This window comes from Aquirufa lenticrescens, assembly GCF_019916085.1.
In the GTDB taxonomy this organism is placed as follows: Bacteria; Bacteroidota; Bacteroidia; order Cytophagales; family Spirosomataceae; genus Aquirufa; species Aquirufa lenticrescens.
The window spans coordinates 735,414-751,498 of the sequence record NZ_CP049834.1; the positions used below are offsets into that span (position 1 = coordinate 735,414).

Consider the following 16,085-nt stretch of genomic DNA (forward strand, 5'->3'; position numbering starts at 1 on the left):
CTTAGTCGACTTCGTCTTAGTCCGGAGGGAACATTTACCATTCACCACTTACCATTTAACATTCATTTACCATTCACCATTTTTTAAAAGCCCACAGCTTTTAATTTCAATCCAGCATCTTCCTGCCACCCCAGCATCAAGTTCATATTCTGAACTGCTTGGCCGGAGGCTCCTTTAATCAAGTTGTCGATCACGGAGCTGATGAGGATTTGGCCCTCATGGACCTGTAAATGAAGAAAACACTTGTTCGTATTCACCACTTGTTTCACATCGACCGCTTGTGGGCTGAGGAAAACGAAGGGAGAATTCGCGTAGAATTCTTCGTATAGTTTTTCGGCCTGTTCCTGCGTCCCGCTATAAGGCGTGTACATATTCGCCATGATCCCGCGCGAAAAATTGCCGCGGTAAGGGATAAAATGGATGGCCTTCTTTGTACCCAAAGTCTGTTTAATTTCTGCCAAATGCTGGTGCGTAAACGTCTTGTACACACTCACATTGTTATTTCTCCAGGAGAAATGGCTAGTAGGTGAAAGCGATTGACCCGCGCCTGTCGAACCGGTGATGGCTGAAACGTGCACGTCTTCGGTAATTAATCCAGCGGCCGCTAGAGGCAAAAGGGCTAATTCGATGGAAGTGGCGAAGCAACCAGGGTTTGCGATTTTGGTCGCGGACTTGATCTTTTCTTTTTGGAATTCGGCTAAACCATAGACGAAGCCTTCGGATTCATCGCGGAAGTCGGTGCTTAAATCGATGATTTTCGTGTGCCAAGGAATGTCGTTCGCGGCTAGGAATTTCTTCGATTCGCCGTGCCCGGAACATAAAAAGAGGACGTCTACAGGTGTAAGGTCTTTGGAAAAGCGTAAATGCGTAGAGCCCAATAAATCCGTGTGCACATCCGAGATCAATTTTCCCGCTTGTGAATTCGATAAAATACAGGTCAAATGCACATCTGGGTGATTCACTAAGATTCTTAGTAATTCGCCTCCAGTGTAGCCTGCGGCCCCTACGATTCCGATCTTTGCCATCTTATTGTTCGTTAACTTTCCGGTGGATCATCGTTTGGTTCGATGCGATTTTAGAGAATCCTCTCACATCGTCACCCGTCCACGCTTTGTTCATTTCTCCGTACGCCCCAAAAACAGACGACATCAAATCATATTTCGATTCCATTCCCGTCACCATAAATTGGTAGGGAGATAGAGTCACATACACCGTTCCCGTCACATTGCCTTGCGTATCCGCTAAGAAGGTTTCGAAATTACGCATCACAGGCTCTAGGAATTGACCTTCGTGCAATAGCGTTCCGTACATATCACCGATGTTTTGTTTCCAATACAATTGGTGCTTCGTTAACACGTGTTTCTCTAATAAATGGTGTGCTTTAATAATGATCAAAGGCGCCGGAGCCTCAAAGCCCACACGTCCCTTAATCCCAATGATCGTGTCACCCACGTGGATGTCACGACCGATCGCGAAAGCACCTGCTCTTTCCGTCAACTCACGGATCGCAGCCACAGTCGATGGGAATTTCTTACCATCTAAACCGACTAATTGACCCGCTTCGAATTGCAAGCTGATTTTCTCAGGAGCAGTCTTGGTTAATTGCGTAGGCCAAGCCTCTTCTGGTAAATAACCGTCTGAAGTCAAGGTCTCTTTTCCACCCACGGATGTGCCCCAAAGGCCTTTATTGATTGAATAGGTCGACTTGTGCCACTCTTGCACCACGCCTTTCGATTTTAAGAATTCGATTTCTGCCTCTCTTGATAATTGCAAGTCGCGGATGGGCGTGATCACCTCGCACTCCGGTGCTAGGATTCTGAACACCACATCGAAACGAACTTGGTCGTTACCCGCGCCTGTACTTCCGTGCGCGATGGCTTTGGCTCCTATTTTGGCAGCATATTTAGCGACAGCCGTAGCTTGAAAAACGCGTTCAGCAGATACTGAAAGGGGATACGTATTGTTTTTTAAGACGTTTCCGTACACTAAATACTTCAAACAATCCTGGTAGTATTCCTCCACCACGTCTAACGTCACGTGCGAAGTCACACCCAGCGAATAGGCTTTCTCCTCAATCGTTTTCAACTCCGCTGGAGAGAATCCACCCGTGTCCACCAGGGCCGAGTGCACTTCCATGCCGCGCTCTTCCGTTAAATATTTCACACAAAAGGAGGTGTCTAAACCACCACTAAACGCTAGAATTACTTTAGGCTTGCTCATACTTGATCTATTTCGCCTTCTTTTTAAAAGGCATTAATAATTTTTCTTTAAACTTCTTAAGACGCGTGAAATCGGCGATATTCTTCAAGAATAACCATTTTTCGTCTTTCTCTTCTGTTGTTTTCTTATCCGGATTCTCTGGATCATAAATCATTCCAGTGCACAAACAGATCTTACGTTCTGTTCTCGTCAGGATGTCAAAATTCACACAAGACTCACAACCTTTCCAGAAATTATCATCCACTGGCAACTCCGCAAAAGTCGTAGGCTCATAGCCTAAGTCAGAGTTAATCTTCATCACTGCTAGGGACGTCGTAATACCGATGATTTTAGCGTCTGGATACCGGGTACGCGATAACTCAAAGGCGCGTTCCTTTACGGCTTTTGCTACCCCAAACTGGCGGTAACTCGGTTTTACAATCAAGCCAGAGTTCGCGACAAACTTCCCGTGTTGCCAGGTTTCGATGTAACAAAAACCCACAAAAGAGCCATCTACATCATCGGTTGCGATGATCGCTTTGCCTTCTGACATTTTTTCTTGAAGGTATTCTGGGGTACGCTTGGCAATTCCGGTTCCGCGGGCTTTGGCTGATTCAGCCATCTCGTGGCAGATGGATTCGGCTAGGGCGAAATGTTGTTCGCTAGCCACTTGAACGGTATATTTATTCATTTAAGAACGTAAAAAAGAATGAAACAAATTATACAAACACCTGCAGGGTATCAGACCCGGAAGATGAATCGTCTCCTTCGTCGAAGAGGAGAGGTAGAGTAATAATTTGAATTAGTAAACGTCATTCTTTAGTTTTGCCAAAGCTTTGTCAAGTGACAAATGCATTTAAGGGTCGAATTTCGTGAAATCTTCGTTTAAATCCCAATAATCAAGTAATTATTTCATGGAAGCCTCTACACCACTCACCGCCGAAACCCTAGTCTATGCCTACGCATCGGGTATGTTTCCCATGGCGGAAGAGACCGGAGAGATTTTTTGGTATAGCCCAGACCCCAGAGCGATCATTCCCATCCAAAGTTATAAGCCTGCCAAATCACTGAGGCCCATCATCAACCAAAAGCGCTTCGAAATCCGCATAGACACCTGTTTCGAGCAAGTCATGCGCAATTGTGCCTTGCCCCGTCCCACGGAGGAAGAAACCTGGATTTCCGAAGAATTAATCGCAGCCTACACGGAATTACACCAAATGGGATTAGCCCATTCAGTGGAGGCCTGGCAAGAAGATAAACTAGTGGGAGGTCTGTATGGCGTTTCTTTAGGAGCCGTATTTTTTGGCGAATCCATGTTCTCCTTTGTCTCTAATTCCTCTAAAGTAGCCTTTCATTATTTGATCCAAATCCTGCGCGAACAAAACTACCAATTGCTGGATTCGCAATTCATGAACGACAATGTCTTGCGTTACGGCGCCATCAATATTCCTCGCTCAGCCTATATAAAAAGACTCGCCAAAGCGCTAAAAAGCACCTGCGACTTTCAGAAACCCACAATTTAACGTAAATTGCGGCATGTCTAGGCCCATTCTTGTCATCAAATTCGGTTCATCATCTATCACCCATAAAAATGGGGAGGTGAATGAGCAGACTTTGGAAAAGATCGCAGCCCAGGTTTCTAGCCTCGCAAAGGACTACCACATCGTCCTCGTCTCCTCCGGAGCCGTAGCCGCAGGAAAAGCCTTTTTGACGAATTACAAAGGCACGCTTTCAGAACGAAAAGCAGCCGCAGCGATCGGAAACCCGATCCTCATTGCAAAATACAACCAGTATTTCTCAAAATACGGCATCGCCATCGCCCAATCGCTTTGCGAACGCCACCACTTTTCAAACCGCGAATCTTTCCTGCAATTAAAGGAAACCTACACGGAACTTTGGAAAAGCAACGTCATTCCCATCGCAAACGAAAATGACGTCGTCTCTAACACCGAACTTAAATTCTCCGACAACGACGAACTCGCGACCTTGATTGCGACCGGATTTGGCGCAGAAAAACTCTTAATATCTACTTCCGTAGGCGGACTCTTAGACGCGAATGGCGAAATCATCCGCCATGTCCCTAAGATCGACGCCTCCACTTTATCCGTCGTTTCATCCGACACCTCATCCACCGGTTTAGGCGGCATGATCTCGAAACTCACCTTCACTCGCCTTGCCATGCGCTTAGGTATCAAGGTCGTGATCTTCGGACTAGAAAATGCAGGCGGAATCGTAGACGCATTACACGAAAAAATAGGCACGGTCTTCGAAGCAGGTAAAGCCAGCTTAACCGCCCGCCAAAAATGGCTCGCCGCCGGCAGCCTCATCACCGGCAAAGTCGTCCTCGACAAAGGCGCCGTTAAAGCCATCACCTCCCGCAAAAGCCTTCTATCCGTGGGCATCACTGAAATCCTCGGCGATTTCATGAAAGGCGAGGTCATCGAGTTATTGGATTCCACTAAAACTCCATTTGCCATTGCCCGGGCTAGATGCTCGAAGGCGGAGCTGGAGGAGGCTGGAAAAGGGGTGGAGGTGGCTAACGCGGACGATATAGTTTTGATTTAGTCACGACTTCGTCGTTTAGTCACCACTTCGTGGCTTAGTCATCGCGATGCGATTCAGTCACGACTTCGTCGTTTAGTCGTCCTGCGGACTTAGTCATTGCATGTTATAAAATAAAAAAGTCCGAAAAGATTGATTTCTCTCCGGACCCTTTGACTAAGGCGCTTTGCGCCGACTAAATCGCGTAGCGATGACTAAGACGAAGTCGCCAAAGGCGCTTTGCGCCGACTAAGCTATAACCACCGCTCTACCGCTCTCCACATCCTGTTCTACCGTCTTGTACTTCACATCTTCTTTGATGCTTCCGTCAGCGTATTGAACAGTCACGCGTTGATTGCGGTCTGCTATTTTGATGGCTTGGCGAGGTGCCGCACGTTCTACTGAAGGAGTAGACGGATCGTGGTATTCCTCTTGTGCGCCAGCTAGGCCACCTAATAAAGAGGAGATTGCATCGTCTTTGCTCATTTGCAATTTAGGTGCTTTCTCTTTCGGTGCTTTGGCAGTCGATTGATTCGTTTGTTGAACCGCTGGAATTTCTGCTTTGATCACAAAGCTGATGGTATCCATGTTCACGCGGGCTACGAAACGCTGGAACAAGTTCACCGATTCGAATTTGTAGATCAATAAAGGATCTTTTTGTTCGAATACGGCATTTTGAACGGATTGTTTCAAATCATCCATCTCGCGTAAATGCTCTTTCCACTCTTGATCGATCAGCGATAAAGTGATGAATTTCTCCATCTCTTTCACCACCTCTTTACCTTGAGTTGAAATCGTTTTGTCTGCATCTACGACGATGCCTGTCGTCATTTGGCCATTGCTAATCGGCACTTGAATGCCAGAATAACCGTGTTGTTTCGCTTCTTGCGCGACCTGAATGACTTGAGAGGCGATGACCTCGTTTTTCGACTTATAATGTTGCTCTGCCGCTAGGAATAATTGTTCCGTTCTTTGGTCATTATTCAATTTATTGAACGCTGATGCATCGAATGGAGGCTCCATTCCTAATAGTTCGATCGTTTTCAATTCGAAATCATCGTAGCTTGTAAACTGCGTCGAAATATCGCGGCAAACGTCGAACAAGATGTTGACGATATCCAATGATAGTCGCTCGCCTAAAAGGGCGTTTTGACGACGTTTGTAGATGGCGTTACGTTGGTAGTTCATCACGTCATCATATTCTAATAGACGTTTACGAATGCCAAAGTTATTCTCTTCCACCTTCTTCTGCGCTCTTTCAATCGACGACGTAATCATCGAGTGTTGAATCACTTCGCCTTCTTCCATTCCCAGACGGTCCATCACTTTCGCGATACGGTCTGATCCGAAAAGACGCATCAAGTTATCCTCTAAGGAAACAAAGAACTGTGACGAACCCACATCCCCTTGACGACCCGCACGACCACGTAACTGTCGATCGACGCGACGTGATTCGTGGCGTTCCGTACCGATGATCGCAAGACCACCAGCGGCTTTAGATTCTACACTTAATTTAATATCGGTACCACGACCCGCCATGTTCGTAGCGATCGTAACCTTGCCTGACTGACCTGCTTCTGCGACGATTTCCGCCTCGCGAGCGTGTTGTTTGGCATTCAATACATTGTGTTGAATCTTGCGAATCGTTAACAAACGGCTTAATAATTCTGAGTTCTCCACCGAAGTCGTACCTACGAGGACTGGTCGTCCGCTCGCTACTAATTCTTGAATCTCTTCCGCCACCGCGTTATATTTCTCGCGCACCGTACGGTACACTTTATCCTCATGATCCTTACGTTGAATCACGCGATTAGTAGGAATCGAAACGACATCTAGTTTGTAAATGGTCCAAAACTCGCCCGCTTCCGTCTCCGCCGTTCCCGTCATACCCCCTAATTTGTGGTACATACGGAAATAGTTTTGGAGGGTAACCGTGGCATAGGTTTGGGACGCATCCTCTACATTCACGCCTTCTTTCGCCTCAATCGCCTGATGCAAACCGTCCGAATAACGGCGGCCTTCCATCACACGACCCGTCTGCTCATCCACGATCTTCACCTTGCCATCTACTAAGATGTATTCCGTATCCTTCTCGAATAGGGTATAGGCCTTTAATAATTGGCTCACGGTGTGAATACGGGATGCTTTTTCGTTGTATTCTTGGATCAATTGCTCCTTCGCGCCTAAACGGTCAGCGTCAGACAGCTCCTTGTTTTGCTCTATCTTGTTTAAGTCGATAGACAAATCTGGTAGTACGAAGAAGTTCGGATTCTCGGTGTTGCCACTCATGAATTCCAAACCCTTTTCGGTCATCTCCACCTGGTTGTTCTTCTCCTCGATTGTGAACAATAACGGTGCTACCGCCTCTGGCATCAATTTTTGGTTGTCTGCTAGGAACGTGCTTTCCGTCTCGTTCATCAATTGCTTCATTCCGTTTTCAGAAAGGAACTTGATCAATGGCTTCGACTTAGGTAAACCTTTGTAGGCACGGTATAGGGCTAAACCACCCTCTTTCTTATCACCAGCGGCAATCAATTTCTTCGCTTCCACTAAGAAGTTTTGAACGATCTGCTTCTGCGCTTCTACTAATTTGTGAATACGTGGTTGGAAGGTTTCGAACTCTTGTTCGTCACCTCTTGGAATCGGTCCTGAAATAATCAATGGCGTTCTCGCGTCATCGATTAACACGGAATCGACCTCATCGACCATTGCGAAATGATGTGGTCTTTGGACTTGATCTTCTAAACTACGCGCCATGTTATCGCGCAAATAATCAAAGCCAAATTCATTATTCGTACCATAGGTAATGTCCGCCATATAAGCGGCACGACGCTCTTCCGTATTCGGTTCGTGTTTATCGATGCAATCCACTTTTAAGCCGTGGAATTCAAACAATGGCGCGTTCCATTCGGAGTCACGTTTCGCTAAGTAATCATTCACCGTTACTAAGTGAACCCCGCGACCCGCTAAGGCATTTAAATAGGTAGGAAGGGTAGAAACGAGTGTTTTTCCTTCACCCGTACCCATTTCAGAAATCTTTCCTTGGTGTAATACGATACCCCCGATTAGCTGCACATCGTAGTGCACCATATCCCAGGTAATCTCATTTCCAGCGGCTAACCATTGATTTTTCCAAATCGCTATCTCGCCTTCAATCACCACATTCTTCTTCTTAGAAGCGATGAATTTATCTTCTACCGTAGCAGCAACCACTAATTGCTTATTCTCTGTGAAACGACGCGCCGTTTCCTTCACCACCGCGAAGGCTTCTGGCAAGATTTCCATCAATACCACCTCTAAACGTGAATTACGCTCTAGTTGAAGGGCATCGATTTCTTGGAAAAAACGGTCTTTCGCATCCACATCCTCCGTTTCTTCAGCAGAGGTATGTAGGGAAGTAATTTGATTATCTATATCGGATAAGAAAGCGGCGATGCGCGATTTGAACTCCGCCGTTTTACCGCGTAATTCGTCATCGGACAAGCTGGCTAACTTAGCGTACTCGTTTTTTATATTCTCAACGATAGGCATCAACGCTTTAATGTCGCGCTCTGATTTCGTGCCAAAAATTTTCGTTACCGATTTACTGATGAATGAAATCATTATAATATTCTGTGCTTGTTAGGCGTTTGGAAAAATGAAAAGGCAATTTACCAATTTGAATTTTTATCCTTACTATAATCGATAAATTAATCCGAAAAAATGTTAGAATCCAATCAAAATTAGTTGATTTGTAAATTAATCTCCTCAACAAAATGTCAGACGTTCCAGTTCCATCGCGCAGAGCTCCCCGCAAAAAATTAAAAATGCCCCTTTTCGGAGGAATGGGTGGTGGCACATCGGCAAATAAGGATGATTTTTTTGGCAAAAACTTTGGCTCTATTCTCATCGCTATGACGGGAATGGCCTTCGCGGCACAGATTTTCTTGCCTAATATTTGGTCCGAAAAAGTATACAACGAAGCGGACGAAATCACCGAAATGGCCTGGAACGGAACAATCCGCAAGAAATATACCGACGCAAAACACAAAAGCGAGATACATTATTACCTAGTAATCAAAGGGGAAAAAGGTAAAAAGCAAATCGTGGACCTAGTCGAAGCGGATCCCGTTTTCTTTGATCAAATCGCCGTTCCTCAGCGCGTGACCAAAGCCGCGAATTCATTGGATGTCCTCGTCCAACGTTTTACTAAACCGGATACCACTTTACGAATTAAATTTATCGAATAAGATGCCAGTGTGGAACGCAACCAATGTGGGTCATTTACTGAATAGAACACTCTTTGGGTATTCTAAGAATGACCTGTCTGTAGCCCAGGGCTATGGTTCATTGGCTGATTTAGTGGATTTAGCCCTTTTATATGATAATCCAGTGCCAGCTGCTCCTAATACGTGGGTGAATACGACGCCGGCAGCCTCCCAAACCACGTCAGGCGAAACAGGTACTTGGTACCGTGAATTCAATTATTGGTGGTTTAAATTGATGTTCAAAGAAGGTTTGAATATGCAGGAGAAAATGGTACTTTTCTTGCACAATCACTTCGCAAATGAGCGCGATAAGGTCGTGTATTCTCAAAACATGTATGCCCAAAATGCCCTGTTCAGAAAATATGCCTTTGGGAATTTCAAGCAACTGGTAAAAGAGATCTCCATCGATCCTGCCATGCTCATTTATTTAGATGGTCATAACTCCCGAGGTTCAGCGCCTAATGAAAACTATGCGAGAGAGCTCCTCGAGCTATTCACCATGGGCATTGGAAACTATACCGAGACGGATATTAAACAGGCTGCTAAAGTCTTGTCTGGATGGCAAGTAAGTGGTTTGAAAGCGAATTTTGTGTCCACTCGCTGGTACACTGAAGCCTCGGTCACCGTTCTAGGAAAGACCGTTAAATTCGATGTGAACTCATTAATTGATCATATTTTTGACCAAAAAGCCACGGCGGAATTTATCTGTAGAAAACTTTACAAGGAATTCGTTTACTACAAACCGAACGAGACGTTCATCTCTCAAATGGCTACCGTTTTACGAGCGGCTAATTATGAAATAAAGCCCCTGCTTAAGTTTTTATTAACCTCTGAGGAGTTTTACAAGACTGCCTATATTGGAAGCAAGATCAAGAATCCGACGGAATTGATGGTGGGTGCCTCGAAGTTGTTGGAATTACCTACACCGGACTATATTAATATGTATGAGATGTCCAAAGTCCTACAAATGCAGCTCTTCCAACCACCCGATGTGGCAGGTTGGCCGGGACAGCGGGAATGGATTTCCACTACGACGTATTCCTACCGCGGTGGTTTTACGGATTCATTGCTTACAGGAAAGCGCTATAATGGCGTGGCCGTTACAGGTAAACTAGTGCCGGTGACCTATGCTCAATCCTTTACAAATTCAGAAAAGGCAGTAGAATTCGTAGATGACGTCTGTTTCTTATTTTTAGCTTTTCCGCCTACCATAAAAAAGAAGGCATTTTTATTAGAAACCCTATTAGCTGGAACGATCGTGAAAAATTACTCCACCTACACACCTGGGGTGAATGTAAATTTGCAGCAATTTTTCAAAGCAGTGATGCGATTACCTGAATTTCAACTGTGCTAAAAATGAAGAAGGAACTAACACGGTCTGAGTTTTTACGGCAAATGGCGCTTCTTTCGGGAGGCGTCGGATTAGGTATTGCTGGAATTCCAGGTCAAGCCTACGCACAATTGCCTGCCAGTTTAATGGCTTCAGTTCCGGAGGGAAACGTGTTAGTTATTATTCAGCTGGCTGGGGGAAATGATGGATTAAATACAGTGATTCCGGCAGAGAATGACACGTATTTTGCTAAACGACCGGACATCGCCATTAAAAAAGTCGATGCCCTTGCCCTTAAAAATGGGATGTATTTACATCCATCCATGACGGGAATAAAATCCTTATATGATCAAGGGAATGTAGCTATCGTCCAAAGCGTCGGCTACGCTAACCCTAATCGCTCCCACTTCCGAGCTACCGACATCTGGAATACTGGATCGGACGCGAATGTGGTTTGGGAGGAAGGATGGGCCGCTCGTTATTTGGCAGAAAAATACCCTTCTTATCCGATTTCGATGCCATCTCAACCGATGGCCATCCAATTAGGTTCGGTAGAATCCCTCTTATTTCAGTCCGATATAGGAAGGTATGGTACTGTTTTTGAAGACCCCAACCTGTTTTATCAACTCGTCTCAGGCACCTTGTCTGATGATGAAATTCCACCAGCTACCTTAGCCGGTGATGAATTAGCCTTTTTAAAGCAAGTTTCAAGTGCCTCGCTCCAATATTCCACCGTTATTCGGGATCGAGCCCTTAAAGGAGCTAATTCGGTCACCTATCCAGCCACTAACCTGGCTAAACAATTAGGTATCGTAGCGAAATTGATCTCAGGCGGATTAGAAACCCCAGTGTATTTGTGTACAATAGGAGGATTTGACACACACGCGAATCAATTGAATCAACACGCGAATCTGTGGAAACAGATATCGGATGCGGTAACCGCCTTTCAGAAAGATTTAAAAACGCAGAACAAGGCAGACAAGGTGACTCTGATGACCTTCTCGGAATTTGGTCGGAGAGTAAACCAAAACGGCACTACCGGAACCGACCACGGAACGGCGGCGCCGCTATTTGTGATCGGGAATACGGTGCGCGGAGGCTTGATTGGCGATAATCCAAATCTGGTGAATCTGGATTCCAACGGCGATTTAAAAGCAAATTTTGATTACCGTCAGGTCTATTCTACCATCTTGTCAGATCATTTAGGCTTATCCACCACGAGTAGCGCTGGTATATTTAAAAAGTCTTTTGATCGCTTACCTATCTTCTTGAATTCGCCGCTTATCGCTGAGGCAGGTGTTAAAGTTACCTTACTCGATCCTGCACCTAATCCGGCCTCCGGACAGGTTCGCATTCAATTTGCGGCCTTCGAAGCAATGCGCGTGGAACTTGCCTTGTTTGATATGCAAGGTCAAAAAATAGGATCGATTTATGCCGGTGAAGTGCAAAGTGGAACCTACACGTACCCTATTGATGTAACGCATTTCCCAGCAGGCACGTATTTAGTCAGCTTAGCTGCCTCTACGGGTGCAAGAATTACCAAGCGATTAATCATAGTAAATTAGATTCAGATGCTTATCTTTGTAGATTGATGAAAAAGAACCTCTATTTATTGCTTTTATTATCGTTGTTTAGCTTGTCCGCAAGCGCGCAACGCTGGTCATACGGTGCTGGTTTAGGAGGCTCCCTCTATCACGGAACTTGGGCGAACTGGCATACCTTACCTAATGACAAGGAGATTGCCATGACGCGTCCAGCCTTGAATCTACAGGTGCGCTATCAAAATAGTCCCACTTTCGCTTACCGTCTTCAAGCCGTGTTTACGGATTTGAAAGGAGGCACAGGGAACCGCGTTTCGCCGGTAACGGTGGCGCTTCCGGTGACTAATTTTGCGACCTCTATCTTTGGTTTAGATGGTTTAGTGGAATATAATTTCTTGAATTACCAAAACTCGGTTAGACGTGTAAACAACTGGACTCCGTATTTCTATGCGGGTGTTTCAACGGTTTTTGCCAAAGTAGCCGGTACCCAAGATGGGGTAGGTTTTAAGACCAATACGAAAATGAATTATGCCTTGCCTTTTGGGGTAGGGGTGAAATACCAATTATCACCTAGCTGGGGCATTCAGTTTGATTTAGGTGCAAGAAAGACGTTTACGGATGCACTGGATAGACCTTTGTCTGACGGGGAAGCGTCGTTTAACCTGACGAAAGGAGATCAGTTTTTGAATTCTTCTTTGACCGTTACCTACACGATTCAATCTGTTTTTTGTCCCACCTATTAACAAGTTTTAATTGGATAGGGTGGCCAATATGACTACATTTGCCCCTTATTGATTACAAATCCATCGTTGAAATTGAAAGAGTTAATTGATCTACATAATGTTCCTGTACATATCGCCGTTATTATGGATGGTAATGGACGATGGGCTAAGCAGCAAGGGATAATGGATCGGGTTTTTGGACATCGATCTGCTCTGAAAGCGGTACGGGAGACCATTGAAGGATGTGGAGAATTAGGAGTAAAGTTTTTAACCTTGTATGCCTTCTCTACAGAGAATTGGAACCGTCCTAAAGCTGAAGTAACGGCGCTAATGGCGCTTTTAGTGAGTGCGATTAAGGACGAATTACCTGGAATGATCCAGAAGGATATTCGCTTAAAGGCGATCGGGGATTTAAGTAAATTACCGGCCTCATCTCGCGCTGAACTAGAAATGGCGATGGAGAAAACGGCAAATAATAAGGGTTTGACCCTGAATTTAGCACTTTCCTATTCTGGTAAATGGGATATCGTGCAAGCGACGCAGCAAATAGCGGAGAAAGTGAAAAGTGGCGAATTAAACGCAGCTTCGATTGATGCTGATACGATAAATGAGTACTTGTCTACGGCGGGAATGCCTGATCCTGATTTAATGATCAGAACGGGAGGGGACCACCGGATTAGTAATTTTATGCTGTGGCAATTAGCCTATGCAGAGTTGTATATTTTTGAAGATTTGTTTTGGCCTGATTTTAGAAAAGAACATCTAAATGAAGCGATTATAGACTTTCAAATGCGTGAGAGACGTTTTGGAAAGATAAGTGAACAATTAAATTAAGGGCTGAGGCCCCCGTATGAAAAAATCAATTGCCATCCGATTAAAGAATAACCGTAGCGCCTTTTTTGGCCTACTCATATGTATCCTAGGAGCCTATTCTGCTTCTGCCCAAATTCTGGGTGGAACGCGTTCCATCAGCTCCGCACTTCCTTCTACTACCTTTTCGTATGCAGATCCGAAGGAATACACCATTGCAGATATTCAAGTAACGGGTTCTCAGTTTTACGATGGAACCTCCATGATTAACATCTCGGGCCTTCAGGTAGGGGATAAAATCAAGGTGCCAGGGGATGCAATCGGTGCGGCGATTCGTAAGATTATGAACCAAGGAATTTTAGATGAGGTGCAAATCTATGCCACGAAAGCGGAAGAAGAAAAGATCTGGTTAACCATCGAATTAAAGGAACGTCCTCGTTTATTCTCTATTCAATATACGGGAATCAGAAAGGGAGAGCAAGAAGCGTTGAATGAGAAAATGAAGACTTACAAAGGGAAGATCATCACGGAAACCCTGCGTAAAAATCTAGAGTTAACGATTCGTAAATACTACCAAGAGAAAGGTCGCTTAAATGCAAAAACGAAGTCCACGATCAAGACGGATACAATGCGCGGTAACAACGCTATTTTGCAAATCGTAGTAGATAAAGGGGAGAAAGTTAAAGTCAATAAAATCATCATCAATGGGATCGACGAAAGTCAACGTTCGTTGATTTTGCGCAAGATTAAAAATACAAAGCAGAAGCGTTTTGGCCGTGTTTTCAAGCCTTCTAAGTTTGTACCTAAGAAATGGGATGAGGATAAAGAAAAGCTGTTAGCTGCGATGAATAAATTAGGCTTCCGTGATTTTCAATTGAAATCTGATTCCATCGGTAACTTCAATAAGGAGTCGATTAACCTGGTTTTGAACATTGAACAAGGACGCAAATACTATTACAGAAGCATTCGATTTGAAGGTAACTTCATTTATCCTGACTCCGTTTTACATGACGTGTTAGGAGTTAAGAAAGGGGATGTCTACAATACGGAAGAATTAGACAAGAAAATGAACTCTAATCCAGGTGAGGATTTAAGTTCGGTGTATATGGATAATGGTTATTTGTACTATCGTGCAGAGCCTGTTGAAACAGCGATTGAAGGAGATTCGATTGATTTGACCATTCGTATTTCAGAAGGAAAACAAGCCACGATTAACAAGGTGACCTTGAATGGTAATACAAAGACATCTGATCACGTGGTGATGCGGGAGATTCGTACCTTACCTGGTCAGAAATTTAATAAGTCTGCCATTATTCGTACGGTACGTGAACTTTCCACTATCGGTTATTTCAATCCAGAAAAGATTAGCCCTAATCCAGTTCCTCGTCCAGACGGTACGGTAGATATCGAATACAATGTGGAAGAAAAAGCGTCCGATCAGATTGAGCTATCTGGAGGTTGGGGCGGTTACATTGGTTTTGTGGGTACGCTAGGTGTTGTCTTCAATAACTTCTCTGCTAAGAATATTTTCAATACAAAATCGTATCATCCATTGCCTGCAGGTGACGGCCAAAAACTAGCTGTTCGTTTCCAAGCAAACGGTGCGTCTTTCCAAAACTACTCTTTAACCTTTACAGAACCTTGGTTAGGAGGAAAGAAACCTAATTCCCTATCCATCTCCTTGAATAGCAGTATTTCTTATCCATATAAATTCCGTCAAACAGGCTATAACGGCTATGGAGGTGGTGGTCTAGGTGGCTATGGTGGTGGCTACGGTGGATATGGCAGTGGTTTTGGTGGCTACGGTGGCGGCCTAGGTGGCTATGGTGGTTACGGAAGTTACTCCGTGCCTGATTCCCTTGTCGATGCTCACTTTAACGTAACGAGTTTGTCTATTAGTTTAGGAAAACGATTGAAATGGCCTGATGATTACTTCTCATTAAGTCACTCGTTAGCTTTCTCTCGTTTTGATGTGGATCGTTACTATACTTGGGCCTATCCTCAAGGTATTTCAACGTCAGTGACGTTTATGACGAACTTCTCCCGAAATAGTATTGATAATCCTACGTTCCCTCGTTCTGGATCAAGCTTTTCGTTATCAGGTACCTTAACGCCACCTTTCAGTATGTTAGGCCTAAATAAAGATAATCTCTTGATTGAGTACCATAAGTGGATGATGGATGCGAGTTGGTTTAGTCCTTTAGTGGGTAAATTTATCTTGCATACACGTGCTCACTTAGGATTCTTAGGTTCGTACGGAGGAAAAGAGACGACGCGTTTTGAACGCTTTGACTTAGGTGGTTCAGGTATGGTGCAAGGATTCTCCTTTAACCGTGATATCGTAGGATTAAGAGGCTATAAAGACCGTGTCATTGGACCATCTGGTTCTTATGGAAATGGTGGGGTTGCCTACAATAAATTTGTGATGGAAGTGCGTTACCCTGTATCGTTGAATCCATCGGCTACGATCTTCTTGTTAGGTTTTGCGGAGGGTGGAAATAACTTCTCTTCTTTAGGAGAATACAATCCATTTAATCTGTACAAATCTGCTGGTTTTGGCGCACGTATCTTTATGCCTGCTTTCGGTATGATTGGAATTGACTATGGTATGGGCTTTGATAAGCCACGTCCAGGTGATTCGGATTTTGGTCGTCAGGCCTTTACTTTCTCGATTGGTCAACAACTTAGATAGGAC

At 44.6% G+C, this 16,085-nt stretch carries 12 protein-coding genes; 8 read left to right on the forward strand and 4 right to left on the reverse strand.

Features of this window, described 5'->3' with window-relative positions:
* Window positions 1-83: 83 nt before the first annotated feature.
* Genes argC through G9X62_RS03370 form a run of 3 tightly spaced genes read right to left on the reverse strand, consistent with a single transcriptional unit; the run spans window position 84 to window position 2,890 of the window.
* Entirely contained in the window at window positions 84-1,025 is a 942-nt protein-coding gene (argC, locus tag G9X62_RS03360; RefSeq protein ID WP_223131395.1) for an N-acetyl-gamma-glutamyl-phosphate reductase, read from the reverse strand.
* A 1-nt stretch (window position 1,026) separates the two neighbouring features.
* Window positions 1,027-2,220, reverse strand: coding sequence for an argininosuccinate synthase (gene argG, locus G9X62_RS03365; RefSeq protein WP_223131396.1), 1,194 nt, complete (start codon window positions 2,218-2,220; stop codon window positions 1,027-1,029).
* Window positions 2,221-2,227: 7 nt separating this feature from the next.
* Window positions 2,228-2,890: a GNAT family N-acetyltransferase gene (locus G9X62_RS03370; RefSeq protein WP_223131397.1), complete on the reverse strand. Its 663-nt coding sequence runs from the start codon at window positions 2,888-2,890 to the stop codon at window positions 2,228-2,230.
* Window positions 2,891-3,113: 223 nt separating this feature from the next.
* Here G9X62_RS03370 and aat point away from each other — a divergent pair, with 223 nt between their 5' ends.
* Both aat and proB read left to right on the forward strand, forming a co-directional pair.
* Window positions 3,114-3,722, forward strand: coding sequence for a leucyl/phenylalanyl-tRNA--protein transferase (gene aat, locus G9X62_RS03375; protein ID WP_223131398.1), 609 nt, complete (start codon window positions 3,114-3,116; stop codon window positions 3,720-3,722).
* 13 nt (window positions 3,723-3,735) lie between these two features.
* Window positions 3,736-4,764 carry a glutamate 5-kinase gene (gene proB, locus G9X62_RS03380; RefSeq protein ID WP_223131399.1) on the forward strand — a complete coding sequence of 343 codons (1,029 nt, stop codon included), beginning with the start codon at window positions 3,736-3,738 and terminating at the stop codon, window positions 4,762-4,764.
* A gap of 225 nt (window positions 4,765-4,989) precedes the next feature.
* Here proB and secA read toward each other — a convergent pair whose 3' ends face one another.
* Window positions 4,990-8,343, reverse strand: coding sequence for a preprotein translocase subunit SecA (gene secA, locus G9X62_RS03385; RefSeq protein ID WP_223131400.1), 3,354 nt, complete (start codon window positions 8,341-8,343; stop codon window positions 4,990-4,992).
* A gap of 152 nt (window positions 8,344-8,495) precedes the next feature.
* Here secA and G9X62_RS03390 point away from each other — a divergent pair, with 152 nt between their 5' ends.
* From G9X62_RS03390 to bamA, 6 genes are all read left to right on the forward strand, one after another.
* On the forward strand, window positions 8,496-8,969 hold the full coding sequence (locus tag G9X62_RS03390; RefSeq protein ID WP_223131401.1) for a hypothetical protein: 474 nt from the start codon (window positions 8,496-8,498) through the stop codon (window positions 8,967-8,969).
* A 1-nt stretch (window position 8,970) separates the two neighbouring features.
* Window positions 8,971-10,341: a DUF1800 domain-containing protein gene (locus tag G9X62_RS03395; RefSeq protein ID WP_223131402.1), complete on the forward strand. Its 1,371-nt coding sequence runs from the start codon at window positions 8,971-8,973 to the stop codon at window positions 10,339-10,341.
* Window positions 10,342-10,343: 2 nt separating this feature from the next.
* Window positions 10,344-11,882: a DUF1501 domain-containing protein gene (locus G9X62_RS03400; RefSeq protein ID WP_223131403.1), complete on the forward strand. Its 1,539-nt coding sequence runs from the start codon at window positions 10,344-10,346 to the stop codon at window positions 11,880-11,882.
* A 26-nt stretch (window positions 11,883-11,908) separates the two neighbouring features.
* Window positions 11,909-12,601 (forward strand): DUF6089 family protein, encoded by a 693-nt coding sequence (locus G9X62_RS03405; RefSeq protein ID WP_223131404.1) that lies wholly within the window; start codon window positions 11,909-11,911, stop codon window positions 12,599-12,601.
* A 72-nt stretch (window positions 12,602-12,673) separates the two neighbouring features.
* A complete protein-coding gene (locus G9X62_RS03410) occupies window positions 12,674-13,414 on the forward strand; it encodes an isoprenyl transferase (protein ID WP_223131405.1) in 741 nt (246 codons plus the stop codon).
* Between the two features lie 16 nt (window positions 13,415-13,430).
* The gene (gene bamA, locus G9X62_RS03415) at window positions 13,431-16,082 is read left to right on the forward strand and encodes an outer membrane protein assembly factor BamA (protein WP_223131406.1); all 2,652 of its coding nucleotides are present in this window, start codon (window positions 13,431-13,433) and stop codon (window positions 16,080-16,082) included.
* Window positions 16,083-16,085 lie beyond the last annotated feature (3 nt).